Raw genomic sequence first — 25,552 nt, forward strand, 5'->3', positions numbered from 1 at the left:
ATGCAACCGATCTACATTGATTTTCTCAACGGCCTCGATATCGACGAACTGGGCCTGACCAACGATGAAATCCTTACCGCCATTGAAGCCAGCCTGGCGATCCAGGGCCGCGGCGAAGCGGTGATTGAGCCACGTACCCACCTGATTCCCGGCGGCGAGATCAACGGCCACTTCAACGTATTGCGCGGTGTACTGGGCGGCGATATCGGCTACGCGGGCGTCAAAGTGGTGGGGGACTTTGTCGACAACTATCGCAAGGGCCTGCCCTCCGAACTGGCGATCCTCAACCTGCTGGACCCGGCTACCGGGATTCCCAAGGCCATCCTCGATGCCTCGGCGATCACCGACATGCGTACCGGCGCCCTCACAGCCATCGGCGCCAAGTACCTGGCCCGACCCGACAGCAAAGTGTTGGCGCACATCGGTGCGCGTGGCACCGCCTATTGGAATGTGCGCCTGCTCGACCACCTGTTCGACTTCGACGAAATCCGCGTGCATTCGCGGCGCAGTGAAAGCCGCGAAGCCTTTGCCGAACGCCTGCGCCAGGACCTGGGCAAACCGGTGATCGTCACCGAGGATTGGGAATCCACTGTGCGTGGCGCCGATATCGTGGTCGAGGCGTCCCGCCTGGATCAGCCCGAACCGTTGCTGCGCACCGACTGGATCAGGCCCGGCGCGTTTGTGGTGCCCTACGGCACCATGAGCGCGGTGGAACTGTCGCTCACCGACATCATGAGCAAGCTGGTGGTGGACGATTGGGGCCAGTGTAAGGGCGGCCTGTTTGGTTCACTGCGTGCCCATGTGGACGCCGGCAAACTCAGCGCCCAGACCCTCTATGCCGAACTGGGGCAGATCGTGGCCGGCTTGAAAAACGGCCGGGAAACGCCCGAGGAAACCATCCTGTTCTGGCACCGTGGCCTGAGCCTCAGTGATATCGCGCTGGGCCATGCGCTGTTGGAAAAAGCCAGGCAGTCGGGGATTGGCCAGCGGTTGCGTTGGGCATGATTCATCTCGACCCCCAAGGTCTGTCACTTGCGGATTTGCTGGCGATTGCCCGCGAGGATGCAGCGGCGGATTTCACCGCGCAGGCCCGTCAACGTATCGATGAAGGCCACCGTCTGCTGGTGAAACTGGCGGCTGAAGGCACGCCGATTTATGGGGTGAACACCGGCCTTGGCGCAGCGGTGGATACGTTGGTCGCCCCCGTGCAGGCGAACATTCCGTTGGGACGCGCGGTGGGGGTAGGGCGCCTTGCCAATCGCCAGGAATTGCGTGCAATGATGGCGGCGCGTCTGGCCGGGTTGGCCCAGGGGCGTTCAGGTATTTCGCCGGGCGCGGCGCAGGCTTTACTGACGTTGCTCAATAGCGGTGTCGAGCCGGATGTGCCGTTGATCGGCTCGCTGGGCGAGAGCGACCTGGCGCCGCTGGCGCACCTGAGCCTGGCGCTGTCGGTGCCCCTGACCGGTAAAGATGGTTTGGCGCTGGTCTCCGCCAATGCCGCCAGTGTCGGCTTGGGCGCGTTACTGGTGGCGCAGGCGCAGCGGGCGTTAGAGGCTTCGCTGGCCGCACTGGCGTTGTCATGCGAAGGCTACCGGGCCAACCTCAGCCCCTTCCAGCCGTGGGCCTCGCGCCTGCGGCCGGCACCGGGGCAAACCGAGCAGTCGGCGGCCTTGTTGCAACTGCTGGCGGGCGGTGAGTTGGCGGGCAACCCGCGCCGCCTGCAAGACCCCTTGAGCTTTCGCTGTGCCACGATCGTACAAGGGGCGGCGCAGCAGGCGTTGCACCACTTGCATGAACTGATTGAACTGGAACTGCGCAGCGGTGCCGACAATCCGGCGTTGATCAGCGAAGAGGCGCTGGTATTGGCCACCGCGAACTTCGACAGCACACACCTGGCGCTGGCTGCCGAAAGCCTGGGCCTGGCACTGAATCGAGCGGCGGCGTGCAGCGCAGAACGCATTGCCAAGTTGCTGTCGCCTGCCTCCAGCGACCTGCTGCGATTCTTGATCGCTCGACCGGGGCATGTCGGTATGGCGGCGTTGCAGCGCACCAGTTCGGCGTTGGTGGCGCAGATCGGGCATTTGGCCAACCCGCTGCCGGCAGTGAGTGTGCCGGTGGCGGATCGCGTCGAGGACTACGCAGGGCAGGCCCTGGCCGTCGTGGACAAGACCCGCCAGTTGACGGAGCGGGTGTTGTGGCTGGCCAGTATCGAACTGATCGTTGCCGCACAGGCGGTGGATCTGCGCGGCGAATTGCGGCTGGGGCAGGGCACTCGGCAGATCCATGACACCGTGCGCAGCCAGGTGGCCCATCTGGACCAGGATCGCCCAGGCTCGGCAGATGTGCGGGTGTTGAGTGCCTTCATTTCGACTTATGGATTTTCGATTGCCAGTGCGGCAACGACCGCCGGGCGCTGACCCACACGCTGCATGAACGCCTGCAGTACCGGGTCCAGCTCGATAGTGTGAAGGGCCGCCCAACGCAGCACCACGAACAGGTAGGCATCGGCGACCGAGTATCGGGTGCCCAGCAGGTAATCCTGACGCGCCAGGGTGTGCACCAGAATCGCAAGGCGCTTGAGCAGCGTGGCCTTGAACAGCGCTTTCACGTCATTCGGGATGGCGCTGTTGAAGAACACGCCCAGCCCGCCATGAATTTCGCTGGCGGTAAAGTTCAGCCATTCCTGCAAACGCACGCGTTCCCAGCTGCCATTGGCAGGAGCCAGGCCGGCCGTGGGTTTCAGGTCGGCCAGGTATTGCAGGATCGCGCTGGCTTCGGTCAGTACCTGGCCGTTCTCCAGTTGCAGCGCAGCCACGTAGCCCTTGGGGTTGATCTGCAGGAAGTCCTCGCCGTCGGCAGTGATCTTGGCCCTGTTGTCGACCTGCACCAACTCGAACGGCAGGGCCAATTCGCGCAATACGATATGCGGGGCGAGCGAGCAGGCGTTGGGGGCGTAATACAGTTTCATCGGGGACAGCTCCGTGGGATTTGCGCCAGTTTCACGGGCATGGCACCGTGCGTAAAATTAAACCTTCAGAGCCCTGCCATAAGGACAGCTACTGTCATGATGAACCTGATGCACTGGCGCTTGCTGGTCGCTGTCGCCGACCATGGCAGCATCACTGCCGCTGCCCAATGCGTGGGCATGACTCAGTCCGCCGCCAGCCAGGCCATGGCCGGGATGGAGGCGACGCTGGGCGCGCAACTGTTTACCCGTGAGCCGCGCAAGACGCTGCCCACCGCGCTGGGGCTGAGTGTGATCGAACAGGCGCGCGTCATGATGGGCGCGCTGCAGGCGATTCGCAGCACCGTCGATGAGGCCCGGCCCATGTTGCGTGAGGCATTGCGCATTGCCAGCTTCCCCATCGTGCTGCAGACCTTTCTCCGCCCGTTGTTGCAGCGTTTCAAGCAGCTGTATCCCGGCATCGAGGTCACCACCCTGGAAGTCACGGATGACGAGGTCAATACCTTGCTTGACGCCGGGCTGATCGACTTGGGCGTGGTGCTCAACCCCAAGCCCGAGCGCAAGGCCACGGTGTTGGGGCGCGACCATTGGATAGCGGTGGTGCCCGCGCAGCATGCACTGGCCCAGCGCCCGGCCGGAGCGGTGGTGACATTGGAGGAGTTGCTGGAACAACCCTTTGTACTCGCCACCGGCGGCTGCACCGTCAACGCCGGCAGCCTGAGCGCCGAGGCCGGGTTGGCGTTACGCGATGCCCGCGTGGAAGTGCGCGAATGGAGCAGCGCCTTCAGCCTGGTCCGCGAAGGGATTGGTGTCACGCTGGTCCCGGAAATGACCCTGCCGGCTCAACGCCAGGGGTTGCGCGTGATGCCGCTCAAGGCCCCGGTACAGCGTGAGTTCTGCCTGGTGGGGCCGCCGAACCGGGAGCCGGGTGCTGCTGCGCAGGCTTTGTTGAACATGCTGGCTAATTGAGCCGCGTCCTGCAATCCAGCAACCCCGCGTTATCGTTGAGGTTTTTCGCGAGCAAGCTCGCTTCTACACGCAACGATGTGCGGCTTAGATCGCAGCCAGGGTTTCTTTCACCGCCTGCACCTGTGGGTCGGCGGTTTTCGCCGCTACCTGTTGATCCTGCTGTTGCTTGATGCGCTCAGCCACTTCCTTGGAAATCGCGTCCTGCTTTTCCTGCGGCAGCTTCTGCACATCCTCTTCGGTCAAACCCTGCTCCTTGAGGAGCTGTTCGCGGATGCGTTCGGCCGGCGATTTGCTCATGTAGTCGTTGAAGTCCTCACGGGCGGTCTTGCCGGTCGAGCCGGTGGCCGGCACGTCAGAGGTCGCGCTCGTCGCTGCCGTGGTGGCCTGCAGTTGTACGCGGGTCTTGGCGAAGGCTTCATCGATTCGGTCATTGGCCTTGTCCAGGTCCTTCTGCGCGGCCGGCACCGTCACGCTTTGCTGCGCCGCCTGCAGGGCGCCGCTGTACAGCGTGCTGGCGGCCGCGTTGGCGGGGTCCATGTCGGGGCGCTTGATGTGTTGGATCGTCGATACGGCTTGGGCGTTGTTGTTAACCAGCATGATCGCTCACCTGTGGAAATGTTCGGTGGCACAGCTGGAGCAAATAGTGTGCCGGGGACGATGGGCCCGGTTTTATGGGGCGTAGCCTTATCCAGGAGGCAATATCCGTCCGTTCAGCGGTCATTCGTTGCCGCAGCCTGGCAATGGGAAGGCGCATTTGGCTGAAACGTTTCTCTGTGGGATTTCACAGTATTCAACTGCTTCGACTTGCCGTTGAATCAGCTGTGTTGTTATCCGGGACAAGGAGAAATGAAATGACTGATAAACGAGACCCTATTGCTGAGCCTTATATGAGGGCTCAACTTTCGGGCGAACCCGAACCCTTTCACACCGACGAAGCGATACACTTCTATTCGGGCCGCTACTACCAAATCATGGGAACTACAAAGGCTGGGCTGCCGACTCTGACTGTATTCAGCACATTTGAGTACGACCAATCAAAATTTTACACGCTGGTCGAGAATCCCGAAAAAGCGGGAGAGGCCGGGTTAATGTTCTCGCAGGCCGTTACTGGGGGAATAAAAACTACCCATTACGAAGGGCAGATGCGTTTCCTCGCCGAAGCGGGTGCTCTGCGTGCCGATTTTGAGGGATCTTCAATCGGTCAACCCGCTCAGACGATCAAAGGTTCGTTTCGTGTTCGCTATCGCTCCTAACACTCAGCGTGTTGGTCAGTGAGCAATATTCTCCAACGCCAGGTTACGCGTACGCGGCCCGAACCCACCGATGGTGAGCATCACGATCAACATGCTGCCGGCGATGAACGCAAGCACCCCCGGTGTGCCCAGGTGTTCGAGGATAAACCCGATCAACAGGCTGCTGAACACCGTGGACAAGCGGCTGAAGGAGTAGCAGAACCCCACGGCGCGCGCGCGGATATTGGTGGGGAACAGCTCGCTTTGATACGAGTGATAGCTGAAGCTCAGCCACGCATTGCAGAAGGTGATCATCACCCCGCAAAGCACCAGCCCCACCGCCGTGGTCTGCAGGGCGAACAGGCTGCCGAAGAGCATCGCGCCCAGGGCCGAGCCGACGATCTGCCATTTGTTTTCAAATCGGTTGGCAAACTTCACGAACAGCAACGGCCCCAGCGGGTAGGCGAGGGTGATGATGAAGGCGTACATCAGGCTGTGGGTCACGCTGACGCCCTGGCCCGAGAGCAGCGCCGGCAACCAGTTGCCGAAACCGAAAAAGCCGATGGCCTGGAACACATGGAACACGATCAGCATCAAGGCGCGGCGGCGGTAGGGCGGTTGCCAGATATCGGCAAAACGGCCGCTGCCTTGCACGCTGACCGCCTCGGGCTCGGGTGGGTCCAGCGGTTTGCCGTAGTCTTTCCGGCAGCGTGCCTCCAGGCTGTCCATGATTGCATCGGCTTGCTCGAATCGACCTTGCTGGGCGAGCCAGCGGGGTGATTCCGGCAAGCGTTTACGCAACCACCAGATAAACAGTGCAAACACCGCACTCGACAGCACCACCCAGCGCCAACCGGCCACCCCGAACGGCGCCTGGGGCACCAGCCACCACGACATCAACGCCACCGCCGGCACTGACAGGAACTGGATAAAAAACGCAAAGGCAAACGCCGAACTGCGCATGCGTTTGGGCACCAATTCCGAGAGGTAGGCGTCGATGGTCACCAGCTCGATGCCCAGGCCAATGCCCACCAGAAAGCGCATGCAGATGATGCCCAGCGCCGAGGTCTGGATGCCCATCAACACGGTGGCGACGGTGTACCAGATCAATGCAAAGGTGAAGATCGCCCGTCGCCCGAAGCGGTCTGCGATGGGGCTGAGCAGGCTGGCGCCGAGGAACAGGCCGAGGAAGGTTGCCGAGGCGAACGCGGCCTGGTCGGAGAACCCGAACACGCCGCCGCTGCCGGTGGCAAACAGGCCGTCCTTGATCAGGCCGGGGCTGATGTAGGCGGTCTGGAACAAATCATACAGCTCGAAAAAACCACCGATCGACAGCAACGCCACCAGGCGCCAGATGCTGGCCACGGCAGGCAGGCGGTCGATGCGCGCGCTGATGTGGGCGGCGCGGATCGGGTCGATACCGTCGGTGGCGGAAGGTGAATGCATGGGCGTGGTTCCGGACGTCATGGCGTGATTGATCAGTTGTGACCGACGAGCGCATAGGCCTGGAAGCCTGGGCGCTGGCTGAGCCGCTGGTAGTAGGCCGCGACCGCAGGGTAGGGCGGATGCTCCAGCGGCGCATTCCACCAGCGATGCACGGAGAGGCCGACGAGGATATCGGCCAGGGTGAATTCATCACCGGCGACGTAGGCACCGGTTTTGGCCAGTTGCTGTTCCAGCAGCCCCATTTTGTCATTCCAGGCCTGCACGCCGGCGCTGAGGCGTTGCGGGTCTTGGTAATCCGGGTTCTTGCGCACCAGGGCATGGAACGCATAACCCCAGGAGGGGTTGAGTTCGGTGGCTTGCCAGTCCATCCATTGCTCCACCCTGGCGCGGGGGGCGGGTTCGGCTGGCAGCAAGTCATGACGTTGGTACAGGCCGACGAGGTAGCGGCAGATGGTGTTGGATTCCCACAGCACGCCGTGGTCATCGATCAGCACCGGTACCTGGGCGTTGGGGTTGAGGGCGAGGAACTCGGCGGCTTGAGTGGGCTTGAAGCCAATACCCCAGTCCTCACGTACATAGTCGATGCCCAGTTCCTGGCAGGTCCACAGTACTTTGCGTACGTTGATGGAAGACGTGCGGCCGAGGATTTTCAGTGAGTGTCCCATGGTGCTTCCCTTGCAGTGGAGAGGGGTCAATCTAGCACGACGAAACAATTTGTAAGCAATGCCTTGTGGAGCGAGCTTGTCGTGGCGAGGGAGCTTGCTCCCTCTGGGCTGCGAAGCGGCCCCAAACCGTGCGATCGATATGTGTCAGATACACTTCGTCAACCGGTCTGGGAGTGCTTCGCACTCCAGCGGGAGCAAGCTCCCTCGCCACACAAGCTCGCTCCTACAAAGGGCGTGTCAGTAGCGGGGCGTGTGCTGGTCCATGGCTTTGCCCACCAGCAACACACTCAGTTCGCTGAGCTGGTGGATGGCCAAGGCGACATCGCGGTGTTTGCCTTCAAGGTCATCGGACAGGTCAAGCAGCAAGGTGCTGACGGAGCACACGGTTTCGTAGCTGTTGATCAGCAGGGTTTCGGTGGGGACATCGGGGATGAGGGTGAAGAGGGTGGTTGGCGGCGTATCGATATCTTTGATCATTGGATAGTCCAGGAATTGGCCACCGCCTCTTCGCTACTAAACGAGGGTGGCAGCTGTACGCAGGTTAGTAGACCGGTGGACTCCAAAGCCGGCGCACCCAAGGGTGCCCTACGCACAGCCGCCATCAAACATTTCGCTGAGGCTTGTGCACTGAGAAGTCCGAACATGGGCTACTAAACCCGGTCACCGAGAAATTCAGCGACCGGCAAACCTTAGAGACCCCCTTCCAGGCGCACAAGCCGGCGGATTCTGACCTAAGCGTAGGCAGCCGGGCAAGGCGCTTGGCGCAATGTCGGCCGTGTCCTACAGGCGTCCTACGTGCTTTCCCGCACCTGCAATTCAAACCCCATATCCACTACCGGCTTGGCGATCTTGTTGCCCGCCATGATGCTCAACAAATGCTCCGCTGCACGTCGCCCAATCGCCTCACGCGGGGTGCTGATGCTGCTCAGGCGCGGCACCATGAAGGATGAGGCCGGCAAGTCGTTGAAGCCCAGCACCGCCACGCGCTCCGGCACCTTGATGTCGTGGCGCAGGGCCTCCAGCAGCGCGCCCTGGGCCAGGTCGTCGTTGCCGAAGAAGATCGCGTCCACATCGGGATGGCTTGCCAGCATCTGCAAGAACAGCTCGCCGCCCAGGCCCACGGAGGAGGGGCGTGGTGTCAGCAGCTCCAGCGCCGGGTCGTACAGGCCCGCCTGTTGCAGTGCGCGGCGGAAGCCTTCGCCGCGCAGTAACGTGCGTTGGTCCAGTTGCGCGCCGATGTAGGCCAGGCGCTTGCGCCCGCGGGAGAGCAAATGCGCGGCCGCCGTTTCACCGGCCGCCAACTGTGAAAACCCCACGCAGTTCACGCCGGCGTGCGGGTCCAGATCCATCATGTAGACGCAAGGCACCTGGCTGGACTCGACCATTCGTCGCGCGCTTTCAGTCCGATCGAAGCCGGTCAGCAGCAAGCCCCGTGGCTGGTAGGCCATGTAGTTGCGCAGCAGGTTTTCTTCTTCATCGCGCGAATAATGGGAGTTGCCGATCAGTACTTCAAAGCCCTTGGGCCGCAGTACCTGGTGGATGGCTTCGAGGGTTTCGATAAACAACAGGTTGGACAGCGACGGCACCAGCACCACCACCGAATGGCTTTGCGCCGAGGCCAGGGCGCGGGCGGCGGGGTTGACGACGTAATTGAGTTCACTGGCGGCGTGTTGCACTTTTTCCACCAGTTCGGTGGCCACGGTGCTGATGCCGCGCAGCGCGCGCGAGGCGGTAATCGGGCTGACGCCGGCCAGGCGGGCGACTTCATTGAGGGTCGGGCGACCCGTGGTACGCATTTTTTTATCGTTCTTGGAGGTCATCAGGCGGCTTGCCAAACAAAAATCGAGGCACTAAGGTAGCGCTGTCTCCAAAAGGCTGCAAATGCTTGAACGAAGGGTTGCCTGATCCCGTTCAAATCGCTGGAGAGGATGCACGCGTCACTCCATAAAAAAAGACAAGACGGCGCGGGAAAAGCCTGTTTTTGCACTAGCCTTACAGCGTGCAAAGGTAGCGCTATCTGCGTCCTGAGGTGTTTCATGAGTCAACCTGTTACCGCCCTGGTCATCATGGGTGTTTCCGGCTGTGGCAAGTCCAGCGTCAGCGAGGCCCTGTGCCGCCTGAACGGCGCCACCGCCATTGAAGGCGACAGCTTTCACCCCGCCGCCAACATCGAAAAGATGAGCGCCGGCCACCCTCTCAACGACGACGACCGTGCCGGTTGGCTCGACATCCTCTGCGATGAACTGCGCCGCGCACTCAAGGCCGGCGAGCACCCCGTGCTCACCTGTTCGGCGCTTAAAAAGAAATACCGCGACCACCTGCGCGAAGCCGCGCCGGGCCTGGGTTTTGTGTTCCTGGAACTGACCCGGGCCGTGGCCGCCGACCGTGTGTCCCATCGCCCCGGGCATTTCATGCCGGCCAGCCTGATCGACAGCCAGTTTGCCACCCTTGAATCGCCGAAGGGCGAACCGCTGACCCTGGCGCTCAACGCCAGTGAAGACAGCGTCGAGGCCCTGGCCCGGCAGACCCATGCCTGGTGGCTGCAACACGGCTTTGAACCTACTCATTAATTTTTTGCCGGAAAAGATAGCGCTATCCCCGGCAGGAAATTCAACACCCGCTTTAATAACAACAACAAACAGGAGAGACCCCCCATGTTTGGCATGTCCCACGAGTCCTACCTGCTGCTAGATGCAGTGGTCACCATTATCGGACTGATCGTCTTGATCACCCGGTTCAAAGTTCACCCCTTTATCGCGTTGATCATCGCCGCAGGTTTCCTCGGCCTGACCTCGGGCATGCCCGTGGACAAGATCATCAAAGCGTTCCAGGACGGCTTCGGCGGGGTGCTCGGCTTTGTCGGCATCATCCTCGCGCTGGGCACCATGCTCGGCAAGATGATGGCCGAATCCGGTGGCGCCGATCAGATCGCCCAGACCCTGATCCGTGCCTTCGGCAAGGCGAAGGTGCAGTGGGCCATGATGTTCGCCGCGTTCCTGGTGGGCATCCCGCTGTTCTTCGAGATCGGTTTTGTGTTGCTGATCCCGCTGGTGTTTATCGTCGCCCGGCGTACCGGCGTCTCACTGATCAAGATCGGCATCCCGTTGCTCGCCGGCCTCTCGGCGGTGCACGGCCTGGTACCACCGCACCCGGGTCCGTTGCTGGCCATCGGCGTGTTTGGCGCGGACATCGGCAAGACCATCCTCTACGGCCTGATCGTCGCATTGCCGACGGCCATTATTGCCGGCCCGATCTTCGGTACGTTCATCGCCAAGTACATCCCCGGCAACCCGTCCCAGGAGTTGGTCGACCAACTGGCCCGCGAGACGGACAACAAGTCGCTGCCCAGCTTCAGCGTCACGCTGATCACCGTGCTGTTGCCGGTGTTCCTGATGCTGCTCAAAACCTTCGCCGACATCGCCCTGCCGGATGGCCACGCCATTCGCAACTGGATGGACATGATCGGCCACCCGATCACGGCGTTGTTGCTGGCGTTGCTGCTGTCGCTGTACACCTTCGGCCATCGCCAGGGCATCGGTTCCAAGCAGATCCTCAAGCTGCTCGACGCCAGCCTGGCTCCGACCGCCGCGATCATCCTGATCATCGGTGCTGGTGGTGGTTTCAAGCAGATGCTGGTCACCAGCGGCGTGGGTGACGTGATCGGCCATATGGCGGTGACTGCGCAGATCAACCCGATTCTGCTGGCGTGGCTGGTGGCGGCGGTGATTCGCGTGGCAACCGGTTCGGCAACCGTGGCGACGATCACTGGCGCCGGGATCGTGGTGCCGGTGGTCGGGATGATCCCAGGGGTCAACCGTGAGCTGTTGGTGTTGGCGACGGGGGCGGGTTCGTTGATCTTGTCTCACGTCAACGATGCGGGGTTTTGGCTGGTGAAGCAGTACTTCAATATGACCGTGGCTGAAACGTTCAAGACCTGGACGGCGATGGAAACCATCCTGTCGGTGGTGGCGTTGATCTTCATCATGCTGTTGTCGCTGGTGGTCTAAACCCCAGAACTTGGGGTTAAACCGAATGCACATGTGGGAGGGGGCTTGCTCCCGATTGCTGAGTGCCAGTCACTGCATCTGGTGACTGGCCCACTGCTATCGGGAGCAAGCCCCCTCCCACATTTTGACCGAGTCAGGCGCCGGTTTTGGGAGCTAGCCCATCCGCCCTGAACATCCCGCGAATCCCGCGTACGGCCTGGCGAATCCGGTCTTGGTTCTCGATCAGTGCAAAGCGCACGTGATCATCCCCATACTCACCAAAGCCGATCCCCGGCGACACGCATACCTTCGCCTCCAGCAGCAGTTTCTTGGCAAATTCCAGCGAGCCCATGGCGGCATACGCCTCGGGAATCTTGGCCCACACGTACATCGATGCCTTCGGGTTTTCCACCATCCAACCCAGCTCATGCAGGCCCTTGACCAGCACATTGCGGCGTTGGCGGTACTGCTCGGCAATATCCTTCACGCACTGCTGGTCCCCTTCGAGCGCGGCAATCGCCGCCACTTGCAGCGGGGTGAAGGTGCCGTAGTCGTGGTAACTCTTGATACGTGCCAGGGCGCTGACCAGTTCCGGGTTACCCACCATGAAACCAATGCGCCAGCCGGCCATGTTGTAGCTCTTGGACAGGGTGAAGAACTCTACCGCAATGTCCTTGGCACCCGGCACCTGCATGATCGACGGGGCTTTCCAGCCGTCGTAGACGATGTCGGCATACGCCAGGTCGTGGATGACCAGGACGTCGTACTGCTTGGCCAGGGCGATCACGCGTTCGAAGAAGTCCAGCTCCACGCACTGCGCGGTGGGGTTGGACGGAAAGCCCAGGATCATCATTTTCGGCTTGGGGATCGAGCCGCGAATCGCGCGTTCCAGTTCGGCGAAGAAATCCACGCCGGGCACCAGCGGCACCGAGCGCACCTGGGCGCCGGCAATCACGGCACCGTAGATGTGGATCGGGTAGCTTGGGTTGGGCACCAGCACGGTATCGCCCTGGTCCAGGGTGGCCAGCATCAAGTGCGCCAGGCCCTCTTTGGAACCGATGGTGACAATGGCTTCCGACTCGGGGTCGATGTCCACTTCATAACGGTCCTTGTACCAGCGCGAAATGGCGCGGCGCAGGCGTGGAATGCCTTTGGAGGTGGAGTAGCCGTGGGTGTCTTCACGCTGGGCGACGGTGACCAGTTTTTCCACGATGTGCGGTGGCGTGGGGCCGTCGGGGTTACCCATGCTCAAGTCGATGATGTCTTCGCCGCGCCGACGCGCAGCCATCTTCAGCTCGGCAGTGATATTGAAAACATAGGGGGGGAGTCGATCTATGCGCGCAAAGCGGCGCGGCGAACCTTGGTCTGCCATTGTTGCCTCGAGGTACGTAAGCGCCCGGAACCGTCCGAGCGACGTCGGCCACTGCGGTGGCCTGCGGGGCAGACAATACGGTCGATGATGGCCGGTTGTCCAGATGCGTAGGAAAATTTTCTGCATGGTGTGCAGCGCGGATATACCCCTATACTCGATGCGGGCTTGTTCCCTCACAAGAAGGAGACTGTTCGTATGGATCAGCAGATAAAACAACCGCTCGAGCCACGCATGGAGGACGGTAAAGCGCTGGTGATTGCGGGTGTGCAGGGGCGCTATTCAAAAGCTACCGTGGGGGATATCCCCAAGTTGTGGGAGCTGTTTGATAGCTGCATCAAGGACATCAAGAAGCGCGTTGGCGGTGTGACCTATGGGGTATGTCATAACCCCCACCACGGCGAGTTCGATTACATGGCCGGGGTGGAAGTCCCGAGCAAGGGCGACGCGCCGGGCAACTTCGAAACCCTGGAGATTCCCCCGCATCACTACGCCGTATTCTCGCACCACGGCCCGGTGCAAGCGCTTGAGCAGACCTATGAGCGCATTATGTTCGAGTGGTTGCCGCACTCGGGCTTCAAGGTGGCCGGGGCGGATTTCGAGCGCTATAGCGCGGATTTCGATGTGCGCAAGGGCACGGGGACGGTGGAGATCTGGTTGCCGGTTGAAACCAAGTCCTGAAACGGCAGTGAATCGATGTCACGTAAACATGACCTGGCCGTCAAACAGTCAGGTTTACGTTACATCGACGGGCTGAACGTCCATCTCAACCTGCGCTCATAGTCAGCCCGGCCCTTGTAGGCCTCCCCGCTATCCACCCATCCAGCCGCCCGATACAACCCCATCGCCGCCACATTGTTCGTGTCCACCGACAACTCCAAGCCCTTGATCTGCGGCCAGGCCCGTATCGCCGCTGCCGGCAACGTGTGCAGGCATGCCTTGCCGAAGCCGCGTCCTTGCTGTGTGCGATCCACTTGCAAGGCGTGCAGCGTGGCGCTGTGTTCATCAGCCCAATGAGGCAGGCACGGTGGGCGTTTGAGCAGCATGAAGGCCACAGGCCGGTCGTCGGCAAGCAGGGCGAAGCCTTTGATCGCTGCGGGGTTGGGATTGACCAGCAGGCTGTTCAGCGCACAGTCGATATCGCCGGAAAATGCCAACTGCTCGGGATGCACTTGCAGGGTGTTGAGTTGCTGTTTTTGCACAAGGCTCAACGTCTCATAGGGGACGAGTCGGGTTTCCATTGGCGGTGCATCCCAAAGACTACAGAGAGGCGCGAATTCTAACGGGTTTGCAGGCGGCTAAATTATTTTTCAGCGGGCTGTCGATTGAGCCAGGGCTGATTCGACTAATGGTGTCCTTCGTGATGTTTACCCCTATCCCCACAAAAAAAAGGAGTATCACTATGAGCACTGCCATCCACGCTCTGATCGATCAATGGAAGCAAGCTGTGCTTGCCCGGGATATCGATAAAATTGTCAGCTTTTACGCCGACGATATCGTCTCATTCGACGCCGTTGCCGCGTTGCAATTCAAGGGCAAGGCCGCCTATCGCGCCCACTGGGAAGCGTGCATGGAGCACTGCCCCGGCCCGGGTATTTTCGAGTTTCATGAACTGCGCATTGTAGAAGCCGCGGATAGCGCCTTTGCCCATTGGTTGGCGCATTGCGGCGGTGCCGGGCCGGATGGCGTGGTGAAGGCGTGCTGGATGCGGGTGACGGCCGGTTACCAGCGCCTCGATGGCCAATGGAAGGTGGTGCATGAGCATTGGTCGGCGCCCTTCGATATGCAAAGCGGCGTCGCCTTGTTCGAGCTGAAACCTTGAGCCGAACTATAGTCATGAGTCCGCAAATGGAGACGCACATGAAATACCTATGCCTGATCTACAGCAACGAACAGGTGTTGCACAGCTCGCCGGACAGCCCCCAGGACCCGGAGTGTTTCGCCTACGCGCAGTCCGTGCAGGCCAGCGGCCGCATGCTTGCCGCCGAGCCTCTGGAGTCGGTGACCACCGCCACTACCGTGCGCATGCGCAATGGCAAGTTGTCGATCACCGATGGGCCGTTTGCTGAAACCAAGGAGCAATTGGCCGGGTTCTACCTGATCGACGCCAGGGACCTGAACGACGCAATCCAGGTGGCCGGCGGTATTCCGGCGGCGCGGGTCGGCAGTGTGGAAGTGCGTCCCGTGCGTGAATTGAAACTCTGACCAGCATAATCATAAAAACCCAAGAGGATTGGCGATGAGTACCCAAGCTCCCTTCGAACTGTCCATCAGCCGCGTGATCGACGCCCCGCGCAGTCGTGTCTTCCGCGCCTGGACCACGCCTGAATTGTTGCAACAATGGTGGGGACCGCATGGCATGACCACCCCCGAGTGCGAGATGAACCTGTGGGTCGGTGGCCTGTTTCGCACCCTCATGCGTGCCCCGGATGGCAGTGAATATCCAACCCAGGGTGTTTTCCTGGAAATCGATGCGCCCAACCGGTTGGTGTTTACCGATGCCTTCCTGCCTGGCTGGATTCCCTCAGGCAAGCCGTTCATGACCGCCGAGGTCACGTTCGAAGAGCTCGACGGTAAAACCCGCTACACCGCTCGCGCCATGCACTGGAATGCTGAAGACAAACAGGCCCACGAGGCCATGGGGTTTCATGATGGCTGGGGCCAGAGCCTGGACCGCCTGGTGACGCTGGTGACCCAGGGCATGACCGATTGACGCTGCCGATCGAGGCGATCTACCGCAGCGAATCACGGCGCGTACTCGCGACGCTGATTCGCTTGCTCGGTGATTTCGACCTCGCCGAAGAGGCCCTGCACGAAGCGTTTTTTGTCGCGGTGCAGCGTTGGCCACAAGACGGTGTGCCGGACAATCCGCGTGCCTGGCTGGTGTCCACCGGCCGCTTCAAAGCCATCGACCGCCTGCGCCGCCAGGCCCGGTTTACCCCCTTACTGCAGGAGCAGGCTGACGCGCTGGAAGCGGTTGAGTGGAATGAGAAAGACGTGGAAGACGACCGCCTGCGCCTGATCTTCACCTGCTGTCACCCGGCGTTGGCGGCCGATGCCCAGGCGGCGCTGACGTTGCGTGAGATCTGCGACCTCACCACCGAGGAAATTGCCCGCGCTTTTCTGGCTTCGCCCACTGCCATCGCCCAGCGTATCGTGCGCGCCAAGGGCAAGATTCGTGAAGCGAAAATCCCCTATCAGGTGCCATCTTTGGCGGAGTTGCCCGAACGTCTGGACAGCGTATTGCAGGTGATTTATCTGGTGTTCAACGAGGGCTATTCGGCGTCCATGGGCGCCGATCTCACCCGCGAAGAGCTGACCCGCGAAGCCATCCGCCTGGCGCGCCTGCTCGCGCAGTTGCTGCCGGAGCCGGAAGTCATGGGCTTGCTGGCGTTGATGCTGTTGCATGAATCCCGCCGAGCGGCGCGCACCTCGGCCGCGGGTGAGTTGGTGTTGTTGCAGGAGCAGGACCGCGGTTTGTGGGACGCCTCCTTGATCGCTGAAGGCTGCGCGCTGGTGGAACAGGCACTGACCACGGGGCGTTTCGGGCCATACTGCCTGCAAGCGGCGATTGCTGCGGTGCACGCCGAGGCGGCCAGCGCCGAGGACACCGACTGGTTGCAGATTGTCGGGCTTTACGATGTATTGCTTCGGCAAGTGCCGTCGCCGGTGATCGAGTTGAACCGCGCCGTAGCGGTGGCGATGTGCGAGGGGCCGGGGGCGGGGCTACAGCAGGTCGAGACGATTCTGGCGCGTGGAGAGCTGCTGGATTACCACTTGGCGCATTCGGCGCGGGGGGAGTTTTACCGACAGTTGGGGCGGGTGGAAGAAGCACGTTCGGCTTATGAAACGGCCCTGTCACTGACCCAGCAAATCCCCGAAAAACGCTTCCTCGAAAACCGCCTGGCCAACCTCGAATCCCTTGCGCGATAAACATCAAATGTGGGAGGGGGCTTGCTCCCGATAGCAGGGTGTCAGTCACAGTATTGGGTGACTGACCCACCGCTATCGGGAGCAAGCCCCCTCCCACATTTTTATTGGGTGGGAAATATCATTCCAACATCTTGGCCAACAACCAACTCCCGGCAGGGCCCGGCGGGTGGTGGCGTGACCATAGCGCATCCACCGCCACCGAACGCGGCCAGCCGCGGGCCTTGAGCTCGACCAATTGCCCGCCGCCAAAGCGTTCCACCAGCCAGCGCGGAATCGGTGCCCAGCCGAAGCCCAATTGAGCCATCTCCAATAGCATCAGGTAACTGGGAGCCGACCAGACGCGGCCGTTGGCACGGGTTTCATTCGGGTTGATGATGCTTGCCAGGCGCAATTCGCGGTGTTGTTGCAGGGCGTGTGCGGTCAGCGTGTCGAGCCCGGCCAGTGGATGTTTCGGTGACACGAAAAGGGCAATTTCCGTGCTCTCTTCCACGGGTGCACGGGTCAGGTCCGGCGGATACACCTCCTGGTGCTCGATAAACGCTATCTGGGCCCGGCCGCTTTGCACCAAGGCGATCAGGTCTTCGCATTCGGCGATCAGGCATTCCAGCTCAAGGTCCGGGTAGCGCTGTTCAAACGCGCTGAGGGCGACCTCGAAACGGTCGGACTGGTAGGTATCGGACATGGCGATACTCAGCTTGGGCTCCAACCCCTGGGCCAGTTGATTGGCGGCCATTTCCAGGCGACTGCTGGCTTCCAGCACCTGCTCGGCCCGTTGCAGCAGCACATGGCCGGCAGGCGTGAGCGTCGGCTTGCGGCTACTGCGATCGAACAGCACCACATCCAGATCAATCTCAAGACTGGCGACCGCCGCGCTGACGGTGGACTGGCTCTTGCCCAGCTTGCGCGCCGCAGCGGAGAACGAGCCTTGGGTGGCCGCTTGCACAAACGCCTGCAGCACTTCATTGGAGGCCATGACTATCGCCTTTATCGATGGTTACTGGTTATGAAGTATCGGTTCGATGCGGGATTATCGCAACCATCGCCATTCACGGAGCGCAGGTTATGCACCCTACCAAGTCGATTACTGAACGTATCGGTCAAGCCCTGGGTTTTGAGGGCCTGGCCTTGTTGATCTGCACACCGCTGCTGGTGTGGATCACCGGCCGGCCGGCCCTGGAAATGGGCGCGGTGACCCTCGGGCTGAGCCTGTTGGCGCTGACCTGGAACATCATTTTCAACAGCCTGTTCGACCGCCTGAAGGTTCGCCTGCAATTGGCCGGCGGCGCATGGACGCGGGTGTTGCACGCGCTGTTGTTTGAGGGCGGGTTGATTATCGTCGCGGTGCCTTTGATCGCGGCGTGGCTGAATATTAGCCTGATGCAGGCGTTCATGCTCGACATCGGCGTACTGCTGTTCTTCCTGCCGTACACCTATGTGTATCACTGGGGGTATGACGTCATTCGGGAAAAAATCCGCAACAAAAACGCTATCCCATGTAGGAGCTAGCATGCTGTGGCGAGGGAGCTTGCTCCCGTACGACAGCGCAGCTGGCGCCCGCTTTCAGGGGCGCTTCGCACCCCAGCGCAAGCAAGCTTGCTCGCCACAACAAGCGAGCGCCTACAGACAGGTAAGCGAGCCGACAAAGTCCAGGAATGCCCGCACCTTGGCGGCGGGCAAATGCCGCGAAGGATAGTAGGCATACAGCGGAAAACGCTCGTCAGGCCAGTCGGGAAACAGCTCCACCAGACTGCCGGCCTTGAGCGCCGGGGCCAAGCCCAGGTCGAGCATCTGGGCCACCGCGTGGCCGTGCTCGCACACGCTGTATAACGTGCTGGCATCGTTGACCACCAAGCGACCATCGGTACGTACGGTCAGTCGCTCGCCGGGGCGGTGGAATTCCCAGGCAAATGGGCGACCGGTTTGTGAGTCGCGAAAATCCAGGCACATATGGCCGTGTTCCAGATCCTGGGGCACGGCAGGTCGGCCGTACTGTTCAAGGTAAGCGGGGGCGGCGACGGTGAGCACCCGCACCTCCATCAACTGACGGGCGATCAGCGAGGAGGATTGCGGGATGCCGAAGCGAATCGCCAGGTCGAAACCGTCGGCCACCAGGTCGCCGAGTTGGTCGCGGGTGTGCAGGTCCAACTGCAATTGCGGGTAGCGGCGCATGAAGTCACCCAGCACTGGGCCCAGCACCAGCCGCGAAAAATACGGGTCGATATTGACCCGCAGGCGCCCGCGCACGGTCAGGGCGCTGTCGGCCGCCGAACTGGCCGCCTCTTCCAGGCCCGCCAGCAGAGGCGCGATGTGTTGATAGAAACGTCGCCCTTCATCGGTCAATTGCACCGACCGTGTCGTGCGGTCGAACAGGCGAATACCCAGGCGTTTCTCCAAGCGCGAAATCGCCCGGCTGACACCGGAGGCCGTCATGTCCAGGCTGTCGGCAGCGCGTGCGAAGCTGCCGCTGTCGACCACCGCCGCCAACACGCCCATGCCACCGGCCAGGCTCGGATCAAAGCTCATTGATGATTTTCCGTCAGGTATGCAATGACACTGATGCTATCGAAGAATCCTACGGTTGCGCAGGATAATTTCCCCATCGCGACACGAGTCGCCTTTGCAGGGGAGAACACTGATGTATGCAGTCACAGGTATCACTGGAAAAGTCGGCGGAGCCGTTGCCCGCACACTGCTCGCCGCTGGGCAGCCGGTACGCGCCGTAGTGCGCAGCGCCGACAAGGGCGTCAGTTGGGCCGCGCGCGGCTGTGAGGTGGCCGTGGCGGAGGTGGATGACCCGCAAGCCATGGCGGAAGCCTTCGCCGGGGTGACGGGCGTGTTCATCATGCTGCCGTCGAATTTCGACCCATCGCCGGGCTTTCCGGAAACCCGCCGGGTGGTGGAAAACATCCGTCAGGCCCTGGCGTGCGCACGCCCTGGCAAGGTGGTATGCCTGTCCACCATCGGCGCCCAGGCCACGCAACCGAACCTGCTCAACCAACTGCACCTGCTGGAGGAAGCGGTGGGCAGCCTGGAGTTGCCGGTGACGTTTTTGCGCCCCGGCTGGTTCATGGAAAATGCATCGTGGGATGTCGAGGCGGCGGTGGCAGGGCGGATCTCAAGTTTCCTGCAACCCTTGGACAAACCGGTGCCGATGGTTGCCACGGCGGATGTCGGACGCGTGGCGGCTGAACTGCTGCTGGAACCCAGCCCGCGTATCGTGGAACTGGAAGGCCCGCAGCGCATCACCCCGTACCAGCTGGCCGCCGAATTCGCCCGCGTGCTCGGCAAACCGGTCGACGTAGAAGCGGTTCCCCAGGCGACCTGGCATGCACTGTTCAGCGGCCAAGGCATGCGCAACCCGCTACCGCGGATTCAGATGATCAACGGCTTTAACGAAGGCTGGATCGAATTCGAAGGCACCCCTCGCCAAGGCACGGTCGAACTGGGCACGGTGCTTGGCGAGTGGGTGCAACGCAGCGGCGTGTGAACCTTACAGAAACATGCCGCCCGAGGCTTCGATACGTTGGCCGGTGATCCAGTGGCTGCCATCGGCCAGCAAGCTGGCAATGGCCCCGCCGATATCGTCCGGCAGGCCGGCGCGGCCCAGGGCGGTGTTTTGGGCGACCATCGCATTCAGCGCCTGATTGTCGCGCACGGCGCCACCGCCGAAATCGGTTTCGATGGCGCCGGGCGCCAGGACATTCACGCTGATGCCACGCCCGCCCAATTCCTTGGCTTGATAGCGGGTGAGGACTTCCATCGCGCCTTTCATGGCGGCATACGCCGCATACCCCGGCAGGCTGAACCGCGCCAGGCCGCTGGAAATATTGATGATGCGGCCACCATCGCGGATCAGCGGCAGCAGTTTCTGGGTCAGGAAGAACGGCCCCTTGAATTGGATTGCCACCAACTGATCGAACTGTGCCTCGGTGGTCTCGGCAAAACTGGCGTGGGCGCCGATGCCGGCGTTGTTGATCAGAAAATCGAAGTGATCCTGTGCGAAAACATCTTTGAGCACGCTGGTGATTTCGCCGACGAAGCCCTCGAACCTGTCGCTGCGGCTGACATCCAGTTGCAGCATGACGGCACGGCCGCCCAAGGCTTGAACCTGCTCGACCACCGCTTGGGCTTCGGCGGTGGCGCTATGGTAGGTGCCGATGATGTCGATGCCTTGTGCGGCCAGGTGCAGCGCGGCGCTTTTGCCCAGGCCGCGGCTGGCGCCGGTAATCAGTGCGATTTTACGGGTCATGGTGATGTCCTCTCAGGTGATCAGTGAGAGGAAGTGTATTTGTCCGGTCATAACGTGATAAACAGCGCTATACCGGAATCACTGGCCGGATAAGGCGAACAATCCCATGAACAAACTTGAGCTGCTGCGCACCTTCGTGCGTGTGACTGAACTGTCGAGTTTCACTCAGGCCGGCGACAGCCTCGGCCTGCCGCGTTCCACCGTCTCCGAACATGTGCAGGCGCTCGAGGAACTGCTCGGCGCACGTTTGTTGCAACGCACCACGCGCAAGGTGCAGGCGACCCAGGACGGCCGTGTCTTGTATGAACGCAGCAAGGACCTGCTGGCCCATATGGAGGAGTTGGAAGGCTTGTTCCGCCAGGATGAAACGCAACTGGCCGGGCGTATCCGCGTGGACCTGCCCAACGTGCTGGCGCGGGACATGCTCTTGCCGCACCTGCCGGCATTCCTGGAGCGCCATCCACTGATCGAGATGGAAATCAGCAGTACGGACCGCCAGGTCGACCTGATTGCCGAAGGTTTCGATTGTGTATTGCGCGTCGGCGCGCAACCCGACCAAACCGTGGTCACACGCCGCGTGTGCAGCATGCCGATGGTCAACTGCGTCAGCCCCGCCTACCTGCAACGTTATGGCATGCCCACGACCCTGGCTGACCTGGCCGAGCATCAATTGGTGCACTACGTGAGACCCTTGGGCGCACGCTCGGCAGGGTTCGAATATCAGCAGGGCCACAAGGTGGAGCGCGTGGCGATGGCCGGGCGCGTCACCGTCAACAGCACCGATGCGTATCAGGCCGCGTGCCTGGGCGGATTCGGCATCATCCAGGTGCCGCGCCTCGGTATTGAAGAGTTACTGAGCAGTGGAGAACTGGTGGCGGTGCTGCCGGATTACCCGGCGCCGCCGTTGGACGTGTCCTTGCTGTACGCCGGCCAGCGCCATCTGCCGTTGCGCGTGCGGGTGTTCATGGATTGGCTGGCGGCCATTCTGCAAGCCCGATATTAACGACGTGCCGATAATTGCTGCGGTGCCAGGAAGGCGTCGTGGAAGTAATCGCGGAACGCCTGCATCGGCGGGGTGAAGGCACGCTCGCGGTGCCAGGCCAGGCCCACGCTCATGGGGGTGACCGGGTCGGTGACGGTCAGGGTTTCGATGCGCTTGCCTTCCAGGGACCACGGCCGGTGGACCAGGTCTGACAGAATCGCCACACCGCTGCCGTTGGCGACCATGCTGCGCACCGCCTCCACCGAACTGGTGCGCAGCCGCACCTTGGGCGTTTGCCGGGCCTGTTCCCAATAGCGCATGGCGCTGTGTTCGGCCTCGTCGACGGTGAGCAGAATGTAGGGTTCCTGCGCGACATCCGCCAGGCTCACGGCACTGCGTTCACACAGCGGGTGATGGCTGGGCAGCCACAGGCGGCGTTCCGAGTTGAACAGGGTTTCAGAGACGATATCGGCATGGGTGAGGTTGGCGGTGAGCACCACGGCCATATCGAATTGGCCATCGAGCAGGCCCTGTTCGATCGCCTGGCGCTCCTGCTCGAAGACCTCGATGCTGACGTCCGGGTGCCAATGTTCCATGCGTTGCAGGTGGTGGGGCAGGAAATAACCCAGCACTGTGTAGCTGGCGGCCACGCGGAGCACACCGCTGGCGCGGTAGTCGGGCAAGGGGCTGTTCAGCGCGTCGTCGACACTGCGCAGGATCACGTAGGCACGGTTGAGAAAATGCCGGCCGGCGTCGGTCAGGTTCATGCCCTGGGCCGAGCGCACAAACAACTGCACGCCAAGCATGGCCTCCAGTTCCTTGATTGCGGTGGTCACGGCCGACTGGGAGATGTTCAGGTGAATCGCCGCCTGGGAAATCTGGCCGATCTCGGCGGTGGCCACGAAGTAGCGGACTTGGCGCAAGGTCAGGGACATCTGCCACTCCAATGCAGTGAGCTATCTGTTTTTCAGAAGATGAGCCATCTGATAATAGATCTTCCCAAGGGGTCAAGGCACAGCCTACTTTCAGCCATCATCTTTTGGCGGAGCGACCCCGATGCAGGCAGTGGATTTAAACTCGGACATGGGCGAAAGCTTCGGCCCCTGGACCATTGGCGACGGTGTCGATGCGCAGTTGATGGCCTACATCAGCTCGGCGAACATCGCCACCGGCTTTCACGCCGGTGACCCCGGCACCATGCGCCGTACGGTCGAGCGTGCCAAGCAACTGGGCGTTGCCATCGGTGCCCATCCGGGTTTTCGCGACCTGGTGGGTTTCGGTCGCCGGCATATCAACGCACCGGCCCAGGAGCTGGTGGATGACATGCTCTACCAACTCGGCGCCTTGCGCGAAATGGCTCGCGCCCAAGGGTTGACCCTGCAACACATCAAGCCCCATGGCGCGCTTTATATGCACCTGGCCCGCGACGAAGCCGCGGCGCGGCTGCTGGTGCAGAACCTGCAAATCATCGAGCCGACGTTGCGGTTGTATTGCATGCCCAATTCGGTGATCTGGCGAGTGGCCAAGGAGTTGGGGCAACCGGTGGTGCGCGAGTTTTATGCCGATCGTGAATACGACTTGAGCGGCTCCATCGTATTTACCCGCCAGGTGCGTGCGCTCGATCCTGCAACGGTCGCGGCACGCGTCCTGCGTGCCTGTCAGACCAACCTGGTGCGTACCGTAGAAGGTGAGGATCTGTTTATCGAGTTCGATTCGATCTGCCTGCACAGCGACACCCCGGGTGCCCTGGAGCTGGTGGAAGCCACCCGTGAAGCCTTGGACGAGGCGGGCATCATCGTCAGAACGCCACAATAAAAAACGCCCGATTATTTTTTGCCTGCCTTTCTACAATGATTCCAAGAGGAACAGACATGGCTGAAACGTCCCCCATCCGCTACAGCTTCGGCGGTGATGAACACCTGTTTGCCGAGGTCAGCGACAGCATGTCCCTGCAGGCATTTTTCAAAGGCATGGCGGTGACCCGCGCCGTTGAACGCCTGGCCCTGGAAGGCGTGCTGGATGTGTGCCTGGCCAATGCGTCGTTCCAGATCCGCTTCGACCCTGACCGCATCGCGCCCCATGTGCTGCTTGACGCGGTGCAGAGCGCCGAAGCCCAGGCCGTGGCCGAACGCACCTTGCACACGCGCATCATCGAAATCCCGGTGCTCTACAACGACCCCTGGACCCATGAAACCCTGATGCGTTTTCGCGACCGCCATCAAGACCCCGGCAGCACCGATCTGGAGTACGCCGCCCGCATCAATGGCCTGGCCGATGTGGCCGCGTTTATCGCCGCGCACAGTGGCGCACCGTGGTTTGTGTCGATGGTGGGGTTTGTCGCGGGGTTACCGTTCATGTTCCAGATGGTCGAGCGTGAGCGCCAATTGCAGGTGCCCAAGTACCTGCGCCCACGCACCGACACGCCGAAGCTGACCCTGGGCCATGGCGGATGCTTTGGCTGCATCTACTCGGTGCGCGGCGCCGGCGGTTACCAGATGTTCGGCGTGACTCCGGCCCCCATCTATGACCCGGCGCAGCAGTTGGCCTATCTCAAGGAGCACATGGTGTTCTTTCGGCCGGGTGACATCGTGCAGTTCAAGCCCCTGGACCGCGAGGCCTACGACCTGGCCGTCGCCGAGGTCGAGGCCGGCCGTTTCGACCTGCGCATTCGCCCAGTGGAATTTTCCCTCGACGCATTTCTCGCCGACCCCATCGGCTACCCGAAAACCTTGCAGGAGGCGCTGGCATGATCAAGGTGCTCAAACCCGGCCTGGCTACCTCGGTGCAGGACCTGGGGCGTGAAGGTTATTACCACTTGGGCATCCCCCCGTCGGGTGCGCTGGACCAGTATGCGTTGAGTGCGGCCAACCACCTGGTGGGCAACCCGATCGGTGCGGCGGGCCTGGAGTGCACGTTGATCGGCCCGCAGCTTGAGTTTCAACAGGATGCGCTGGTGGCGCTCAGCGGCGCGCTGATGTCGCCGCGCCTGGATGGCGAAGTGGTGCATCAGGACACTGCGTTCCAGGTCCGTGCCGGGCAGGTGTTGCGCTTTGAGTTTCCCAAGGCGGGCGCACGTACTTATCTGGCCGTGGCCGGGGGCATTGATGTGCCGCTGGTGCTCGGCAGCCGCTCGACCTACACCCTTGGCGGGCTCGGTGGGTTTGCCGGGCGACGTTTGCAGGAAGGCGATGAACTGCCGATCGGCGAGGCCAGTGGGCGGGGGCGGGCGGGCAATAGTCTGCCGATGGCCCTGCGGCGGTCGGTCGGCGGTGATGTGACGTTACGGGTGGTGCCGGGGTTGTATTACGAGCGGCTGGCCGACGCGGCGAAAAGCAGCTTTTTTGCCGAACCCTGGACAGTCGGGTCCGAGGCGGACCGTATCGGCTACCGATTCAAGGGCGGTAGTGCGTTGAGCTTTCAACCCAGGGAGCAACCGTTTGGTGCCGGGTCGGATCCGTCCAATATCGTCGACAGTTGCTACCCGATTGGCTCGATCCAGGTGCCGGCCGGGCTGGAGCCGATTGTGCTGCATCGGGATGCGGTATCGGGTGGCGGCTACGCGATGATCGGCACGGTGATCAGCGCCGACCTGGATCTGATCGGGCAGATGCAGCCGAACCAGCGCGCGGGGTTTATCGCGGTGACTTTGGAGGAGGCGTTGGAGGCGCGGCGGGTCTATAAAAAGCGCCTGAAAATAATGGGTGGGTTGTTCAATACCTGAAGAACACGGAGGACTATGTGGGAGGGGGCTTGGTG

Annotated in this window: 29 protein-coding genes; 17 read left to right on the plus strand and 12 right to left on the minus strand. The window is 61.7% G+C overall.

Annotated elements, in window-relative coordinates; genetic code table 11:
- A complete protein-coding gene (locus tag JBE38_RS17240) occupies positions 1 to 1,005 on the plus strand; it encodes an ornithine cyclodeaminase family protein (protein ID WP_205344729.1) in 1,005 nt (334 codons plus the stop codon).
- Complete coding sequence (locus tag JBE38_RS17245) at positions 1,002 to 2,417, plus strand: aromatic amino acid lyase (RefSeq protein ID WP_205344730.1); 1,416 nt, start codon at positions 1,002 to 1,004, stop codon at positions 2,415 to 2,417. Before JBE38_RS17240 ends, JBE38_RS17245 begins: the two co-directional genes overlap by 4 nt.
- Here the strand turns inward: JBE38_RS17245 and gstA are convergent.
- Positions 2,372 to 2,968 carry a glutathione transferase GstA gene (gstA, locus tag JBE38_RS17250; protein ID WP_205344731.1) on the minus strand — a complete coding sequence of 199 codons (597 nt, stop codon included), beginning with the start codon at positions 2,966 to 2,968 and terminating at the stop codon, positions 2,372 to 2,374. The two genes, JBE38_RS17245 and gstA, sit on opposite strands and share 46 nt — an antisense overlap.
- 96 nt (positions 2,969 to 3,064) lie before the next feature.
- Between gstA and JBE38_RS17255 the strand changes: the two genes are divergently transcribed.
- Positions 3,065 to 3,934 carry a LysR family transcriptional regulator gene (locus tag JBE38_RS17255; RefSeq protein WP_205344732.1) on the plus strand — a complete coding sequence of 290 codons (870 nt, stop codon included), beginning with the start codon at positions 3,065 to 3,067 and terminating at the stop codon, positions 3,932 to 3,934.
- A gap of 84 nt (positions 3,935 to 4,018) precedes the next feature.
- On the opposite strand, the gene JBE38_RS17260 is transcribed toward JBE38_RS17255, so the two are convergent.
- Positions 4,019 to 4,531, minus strand: a complete 513-nt coding sequence (locus JBE38_RS17260) for a hypothetical protein (protein WP_205344733.1) — start codon at positions 4,529 to 4,531, stop codon at positions 4,019 to 4,021.
- 254 nt (positions 4,532 to 4,785) lie between these two features.
- Here JBE38_RS17260 and JBE38_RS17265 point away from each other — a divergent pair, with 254 nt between their 5' ends.
- Positions 4,786 to 5,187: a hypothetical protein gene (locus JBE38_RS17265; RefSeq protein WP_205344734.1), complete on the plus strand. Its 402-nt coding sequence runs from the start codon at positions 4,786 to 4,788 to the stop codon at positions 5,185 to 5,187.
- Positions 5,188 to 5,202: 15 nt separating this feature from the next.
- Here JBE38_RS17265 and JBE38_RS17270 read toward each other — a convergent pair whose 3' ends face one another.
- The 4 genes from JBE38_RS17270 to JBE38_RS17285 form a co-directional block, all read right to left on the minus strand.
- On the minus strand, positions 5,203 to 6,612 hold the full coding sequence (locus JBE38_RS17270) for an MFS transporter (RefSeq protein WP_205344735.1): 1,410 nt from the start codon (positions 6,610 to 6,612) through the stop codon (positions 5,203 to 5,205).
- 32 nt (positions 6,613 to 6,644) lie between these two features.
- Positions 6,645 to 7,277 (minus strand): glutathione S-transferase family protein, encoded by a 633-nt coding sequence (locus JBE38_RS17275; protein WP_205344736.1) that lies wholly within the window; start codon positions 7,275 to 7,277, stop codon positions 6,645 to 6,647.
- A 237-nt stretch (positions 7,278 to 7,514) separates the two neighbouring features.
- Complete coding sequence (locus JBE38_RS17280; RefSeq protein WP_126870576.1) at positions 7,515 to 7,754, minus strand: DUF6124 family protein; 240 nt, start codon at positions 7,752 to 7,754, stop codon at positions 7,515 to 7,517.
- Between the two features lie 314 nt (positions 7,755 to 8,068).
- On the minus strand, positions 8,069 to 9,100 hold the full coding sequence (locus tag JBE38_RS17285) for a LacI family DNA-binding transcriptional regulator (protein WP_205344763.1): 1,032 nt from the start codon (positions 9,098 to 9,100) through the stop codon (positions 8,069 to 8,071).
- A 213-nt stretch (positions 9,101 to 9,313) separates the two neighbouring features.
- On the opposite strand from JBE38_RS17285, the gene JBE38_RS17290 reads away from it, so the two are divergent.
- Positions 9,314 to 9,847: a gluconokinase gene (locus JBE38_RS17290; RefSeq protein ID WP_060754088.1), complete on the plus strand. Its 534-nt coding sequence runs from the start codon at positions 9,314 to 9,316 to the stop codon at positions 9,845 to 9,847.
- 84 nt (positions 9,848 to 9,931) lie between these two features.
- Positions 9,932 to 11,284: a GntP family permease gene (locus JBE38_RS17295; RefSeq protein ID WP_060754087.1), complete on the plus strand. Its 1,353-nt coding sequence runs from the start codon at positions 9,932 to 9,934 to the stop codon at positions 11,282 to 11,284.
- A gap of 133 nt (positions 11,285 to 11,417) precedes the next feature.
- Here JBE38_RS17295 and alaC read toward each other — a convergent pair whose 3' ends face one another.
- Positions 11,418 to 12,635 (minus strand): alanine transaminase, encoded by a 1,218-nt coding sequence (gene alaC, locus JBE38_RS17300; RefSeq protein ID WP_104994636.1) that lies wholly within the window; start codon positions 12,633 to 12,635, stop codon positions 11,418 to 11,420.
- A 195-nt stretch (positions 12,636 to 12,830) separates the two neighbouring features.
- Between alaC and JBE38_RS17305 the strand changes: the two genes are divergently transcribed.
- A complete protein-coding gene (locus JBE38_RS17305) occupies positions 12,831 to 13,313 on the plus strand; it encodes a GyrI-like domain-containing protein (RefSeq protein WP_090368994.1) in 483 nt (160 codons plus the stop codon).
- 59 nt (positions 13,314 to 13,372) lie between these two features.
- Here the strand turns inward: JBE38_RS17305 and JBE38_RS17310 are convergent, their stop codons facing one another.
- On the minus strand, positions 13,373 to 13,873 hold the full coding sequence (locus tag JBE38_RS17310) for a GNAT family N-acetyltransferase (protein ID WP_205344737.1): 501 nt from the start codon (positions 13,871 to 13,873) through the stop codon (positions 13,373 to 13,375).
- Between the two features lie 161 nt (positions 13,874 to 14,034).
- On the opposite strand from JBE38_RS17310, the gene JBE38_RS17315 reads away from it, so the two are divergent.
- Genes JBE38_RS17315 through JBE38_RS17330 form a run of 4 tightly spaced genes read left to right on the plus strand, consistent with a single transcriptional unit; the run spans position 14,035 to position 16,565 of the window.
- Positions 14,035 to 14,454: a YybH family protein gene (locus JBE38_RS17315; protein ID WP_126870954.1), complete on the plus strand. Its 420-nt coding sequence runs from the start codon at positions 14,035 to 14,037 to the stop codon at positions 14,452 to 14,454.
- A gap of 38 nt (positions 14,455 to 14,492) precedes the next feature.
- Positions 14,493 to 14,837 carry a YciI family protein gene (locus JBE38_RS17320; RefSeq protein WP_060754082.1) on the plus strand — a complete coding sequence of 115 codons (345 nt, stop codon included), beginning with the start codon at positions 14,493 to 14,495 and terminating at the stop codon, positions 14,835 to 14,837.
- 34 nt (positions 14,838 to 14,871) lie between these two features.
- A complete protein-coding gene (locus tag JBE38_RS17325; protein WP_205344738.1) occupies positions 14,872 to 15,345 on the plus strand; it encodes an SRPBCC family protein in 474 nt (157 codons plus the stop codon).
- Positions 15,342 to 16,565 carry an RNA polymerase sigma factor gene (locus JBE38_RS17330; protein WP_205344739.1) on the plus strand — a complete coding sequence of 408 codons (1,224 nt, stop codon included), beginning with the start codon at positions 15,342 to 15,344 and terminating at the stop codon, positions 16,563 to 16,565. The genes JBE38_RS17325 and JBE38_RS17330 overlap by 4 nt, the downstream gene beginning before the upstream one ends.
- Positions 16,566 to 16,683: 118 nt before the next feature.
- Here the strand turns inward: JBE38_RS17330 and JBE38_RS17335 are convergent, their stop codons facing one another.
- Positions 16,684 to 17,538 carry a LysR family transcriptional regulator gene (locus JBE38_RS17335; protein WP_060757211.1) on the minus strand — a complete coding sequence of 285 codons (855 nt, stop codon included), beginning with the start codon at positions 17,536 to 17,538 and terminating at the stop codon, positions 16,684 to 16,686.
- Positions 17,539 to 17,627: 89 nt separating this feature from the next.
- On the opposite strand from JBE38_RS17335, the gene JBE38_RS17340 reads away from it, so the two are divergent.
- Positions 17,628 to 18,071 (plus strand): multidrug/biocide efflux PACE transporter, encoded by a 444-nt coding sequence (locus JBE38_RS17340; protein WP_060757212.1) that lies wholly within the window; start codon positions 17,628 to 17,630, stop codon positions 18,069 to 18,071.
- Positions 18,072 to 18,182: 111 nt separating this feature from the next.
- On the opposite strand, the gene JBE38_RS17345 is transcribed toward JBE38_RS17340, so the two are convergent.
- Entirely contained in the window at positions 18,183 to 19,088 is a 906-nt protein-coding gene (locus tag JBE38_RS17345) for a LysR family transcriptional regulator (protein WP_060757213.1), read from the minus strand.
- A gap of 112 nt (positions 19,089 to 19,200) precedes the next feature.
- On the opposite strand from JBE38_RS17345, the gene JBE38_RS17350 reads away from it, so the two are divergent.
- Complete coding sequence (locus JBE38_RS17350) at positions 19,201 to 20,052, plus strand: NmrA family NAD(P)-binding protein (RefSeq protein WP_161549333.1); 852 nt, start codon at positions 19,201 to 19,203, stop codon at positions 20,050 to 20,052.
- A gap of 3 nt (positions 20,053 to 20,055) precedes the next feature.
- On the opposite strand, the gene JBE38_RS17355 is transcribed toward JBE38_RS17350, so the two are convergent.
- Entirely contained in the window at positions 20,056 to 20,814 is a 759-nt protein-coding gene (locus JBE38_RS17355; protein ID WP_060757215.1) for an SDR family NAD(P)-dependent oxidoreductase, read from the minus strand.
- Positions 20,815 to 20,920: 106 nt separating this feature from the next.
- Here JBE38_RS17355 and JBE38_RS17360 point away from each other — a divergent pair, with 106 nt between their 5' ends.
- The gene (locus tag JBE38_RS17360; RefSeq protein WP_205344740.1) at positions 20,921 to 21,817 is read left to right on the plus strand and encodes a LysR family transcriptional regulator; all 897 of its coding nucleotides are present in this window, start codon (positions 20,921 to 20,923) and stop codon (positions 21,815 to 21,817) included.
- Here JBE38_RS17360 and JBE38_RS17365 read toward each other — a convergent pair.
- The gene (locus JBE38_RS17365; RefSeq protein ID WP_060757217.1) at positions 21,814 to 22,731 is read right to left on the minus strand and encodes a LysR family transcriptional regulator; all 918 of its coding nucleotides are present in this window, start codon (positions 22,729 to 22,731) and stop codon (positions 21,814 to 21,816) included. The genes JBE38_RS17360 and JBE38_RS17365 overlap by 4 nt on opposite strands.
- A 121-nt stretch (positions 22,732 to 22,852) precedes the next feature.
- On the opposite strand from JBE38_RS17365, the gene JBE38_RS17370 reads away from it, so the two are divergent.
- From JBE38_RS17370 to JBE38_RS17380, 3 genes are read left to right on the plus strand one after another with little or no spacing between them, the layout of a single operon-like run.
- Complete coding sequence (locus JBE38_RS17370) at positions 22,853 to 23,611, plus strand: 5-oxoprolinase subunit PxpA (RefSeq protein ID WP_060757218.1); 759 nt, start codon at positions 22,853 to 22,855, stop codon at positions 23,609 to 23,611.
- Between the two features lie 56 nt (positions 23,612 to 23,667).
- A complete protein-coding gene (locus JBE38_RS17375) occupies positions 23,668 to 24,546 on the plus strand; it encodes a 5-oxoprolinase subunit B family protein (protein WP_060757219.1) in 879 nt (292 codons plus the stop codon).
- Complete coding sequence (locus JBE38_RS17380) at positions 24,543 to 25,517, plus strand: 5-oxoprolinase subunit C family protein (RefSeq protein ID WP_060757220.1); 975 nt, start codon at positions 24,543 to 24,545, stop codon at positions 25,515 to 25,517. Before JBE38_RS17375 ends, JBE38_RS17380 begins: the two co-directional genes overlap by 4 nt.
- The last annotated feature ends 35 nt before the right edge of the window (positions 25,518 to 25,552 follow it).

Origin of the sequence: Pseudomonas sp. ICBG1301 (assembly GCF_016918385.1) — a bacterium.
Classification (GTDB): Bacteria; Pseudomonadota; Gammaproteobacteria; order Pseudomonadales; family Pseudomonadaceae; genus Aquipseudomonas; species Aquipseudomonas palleroniana.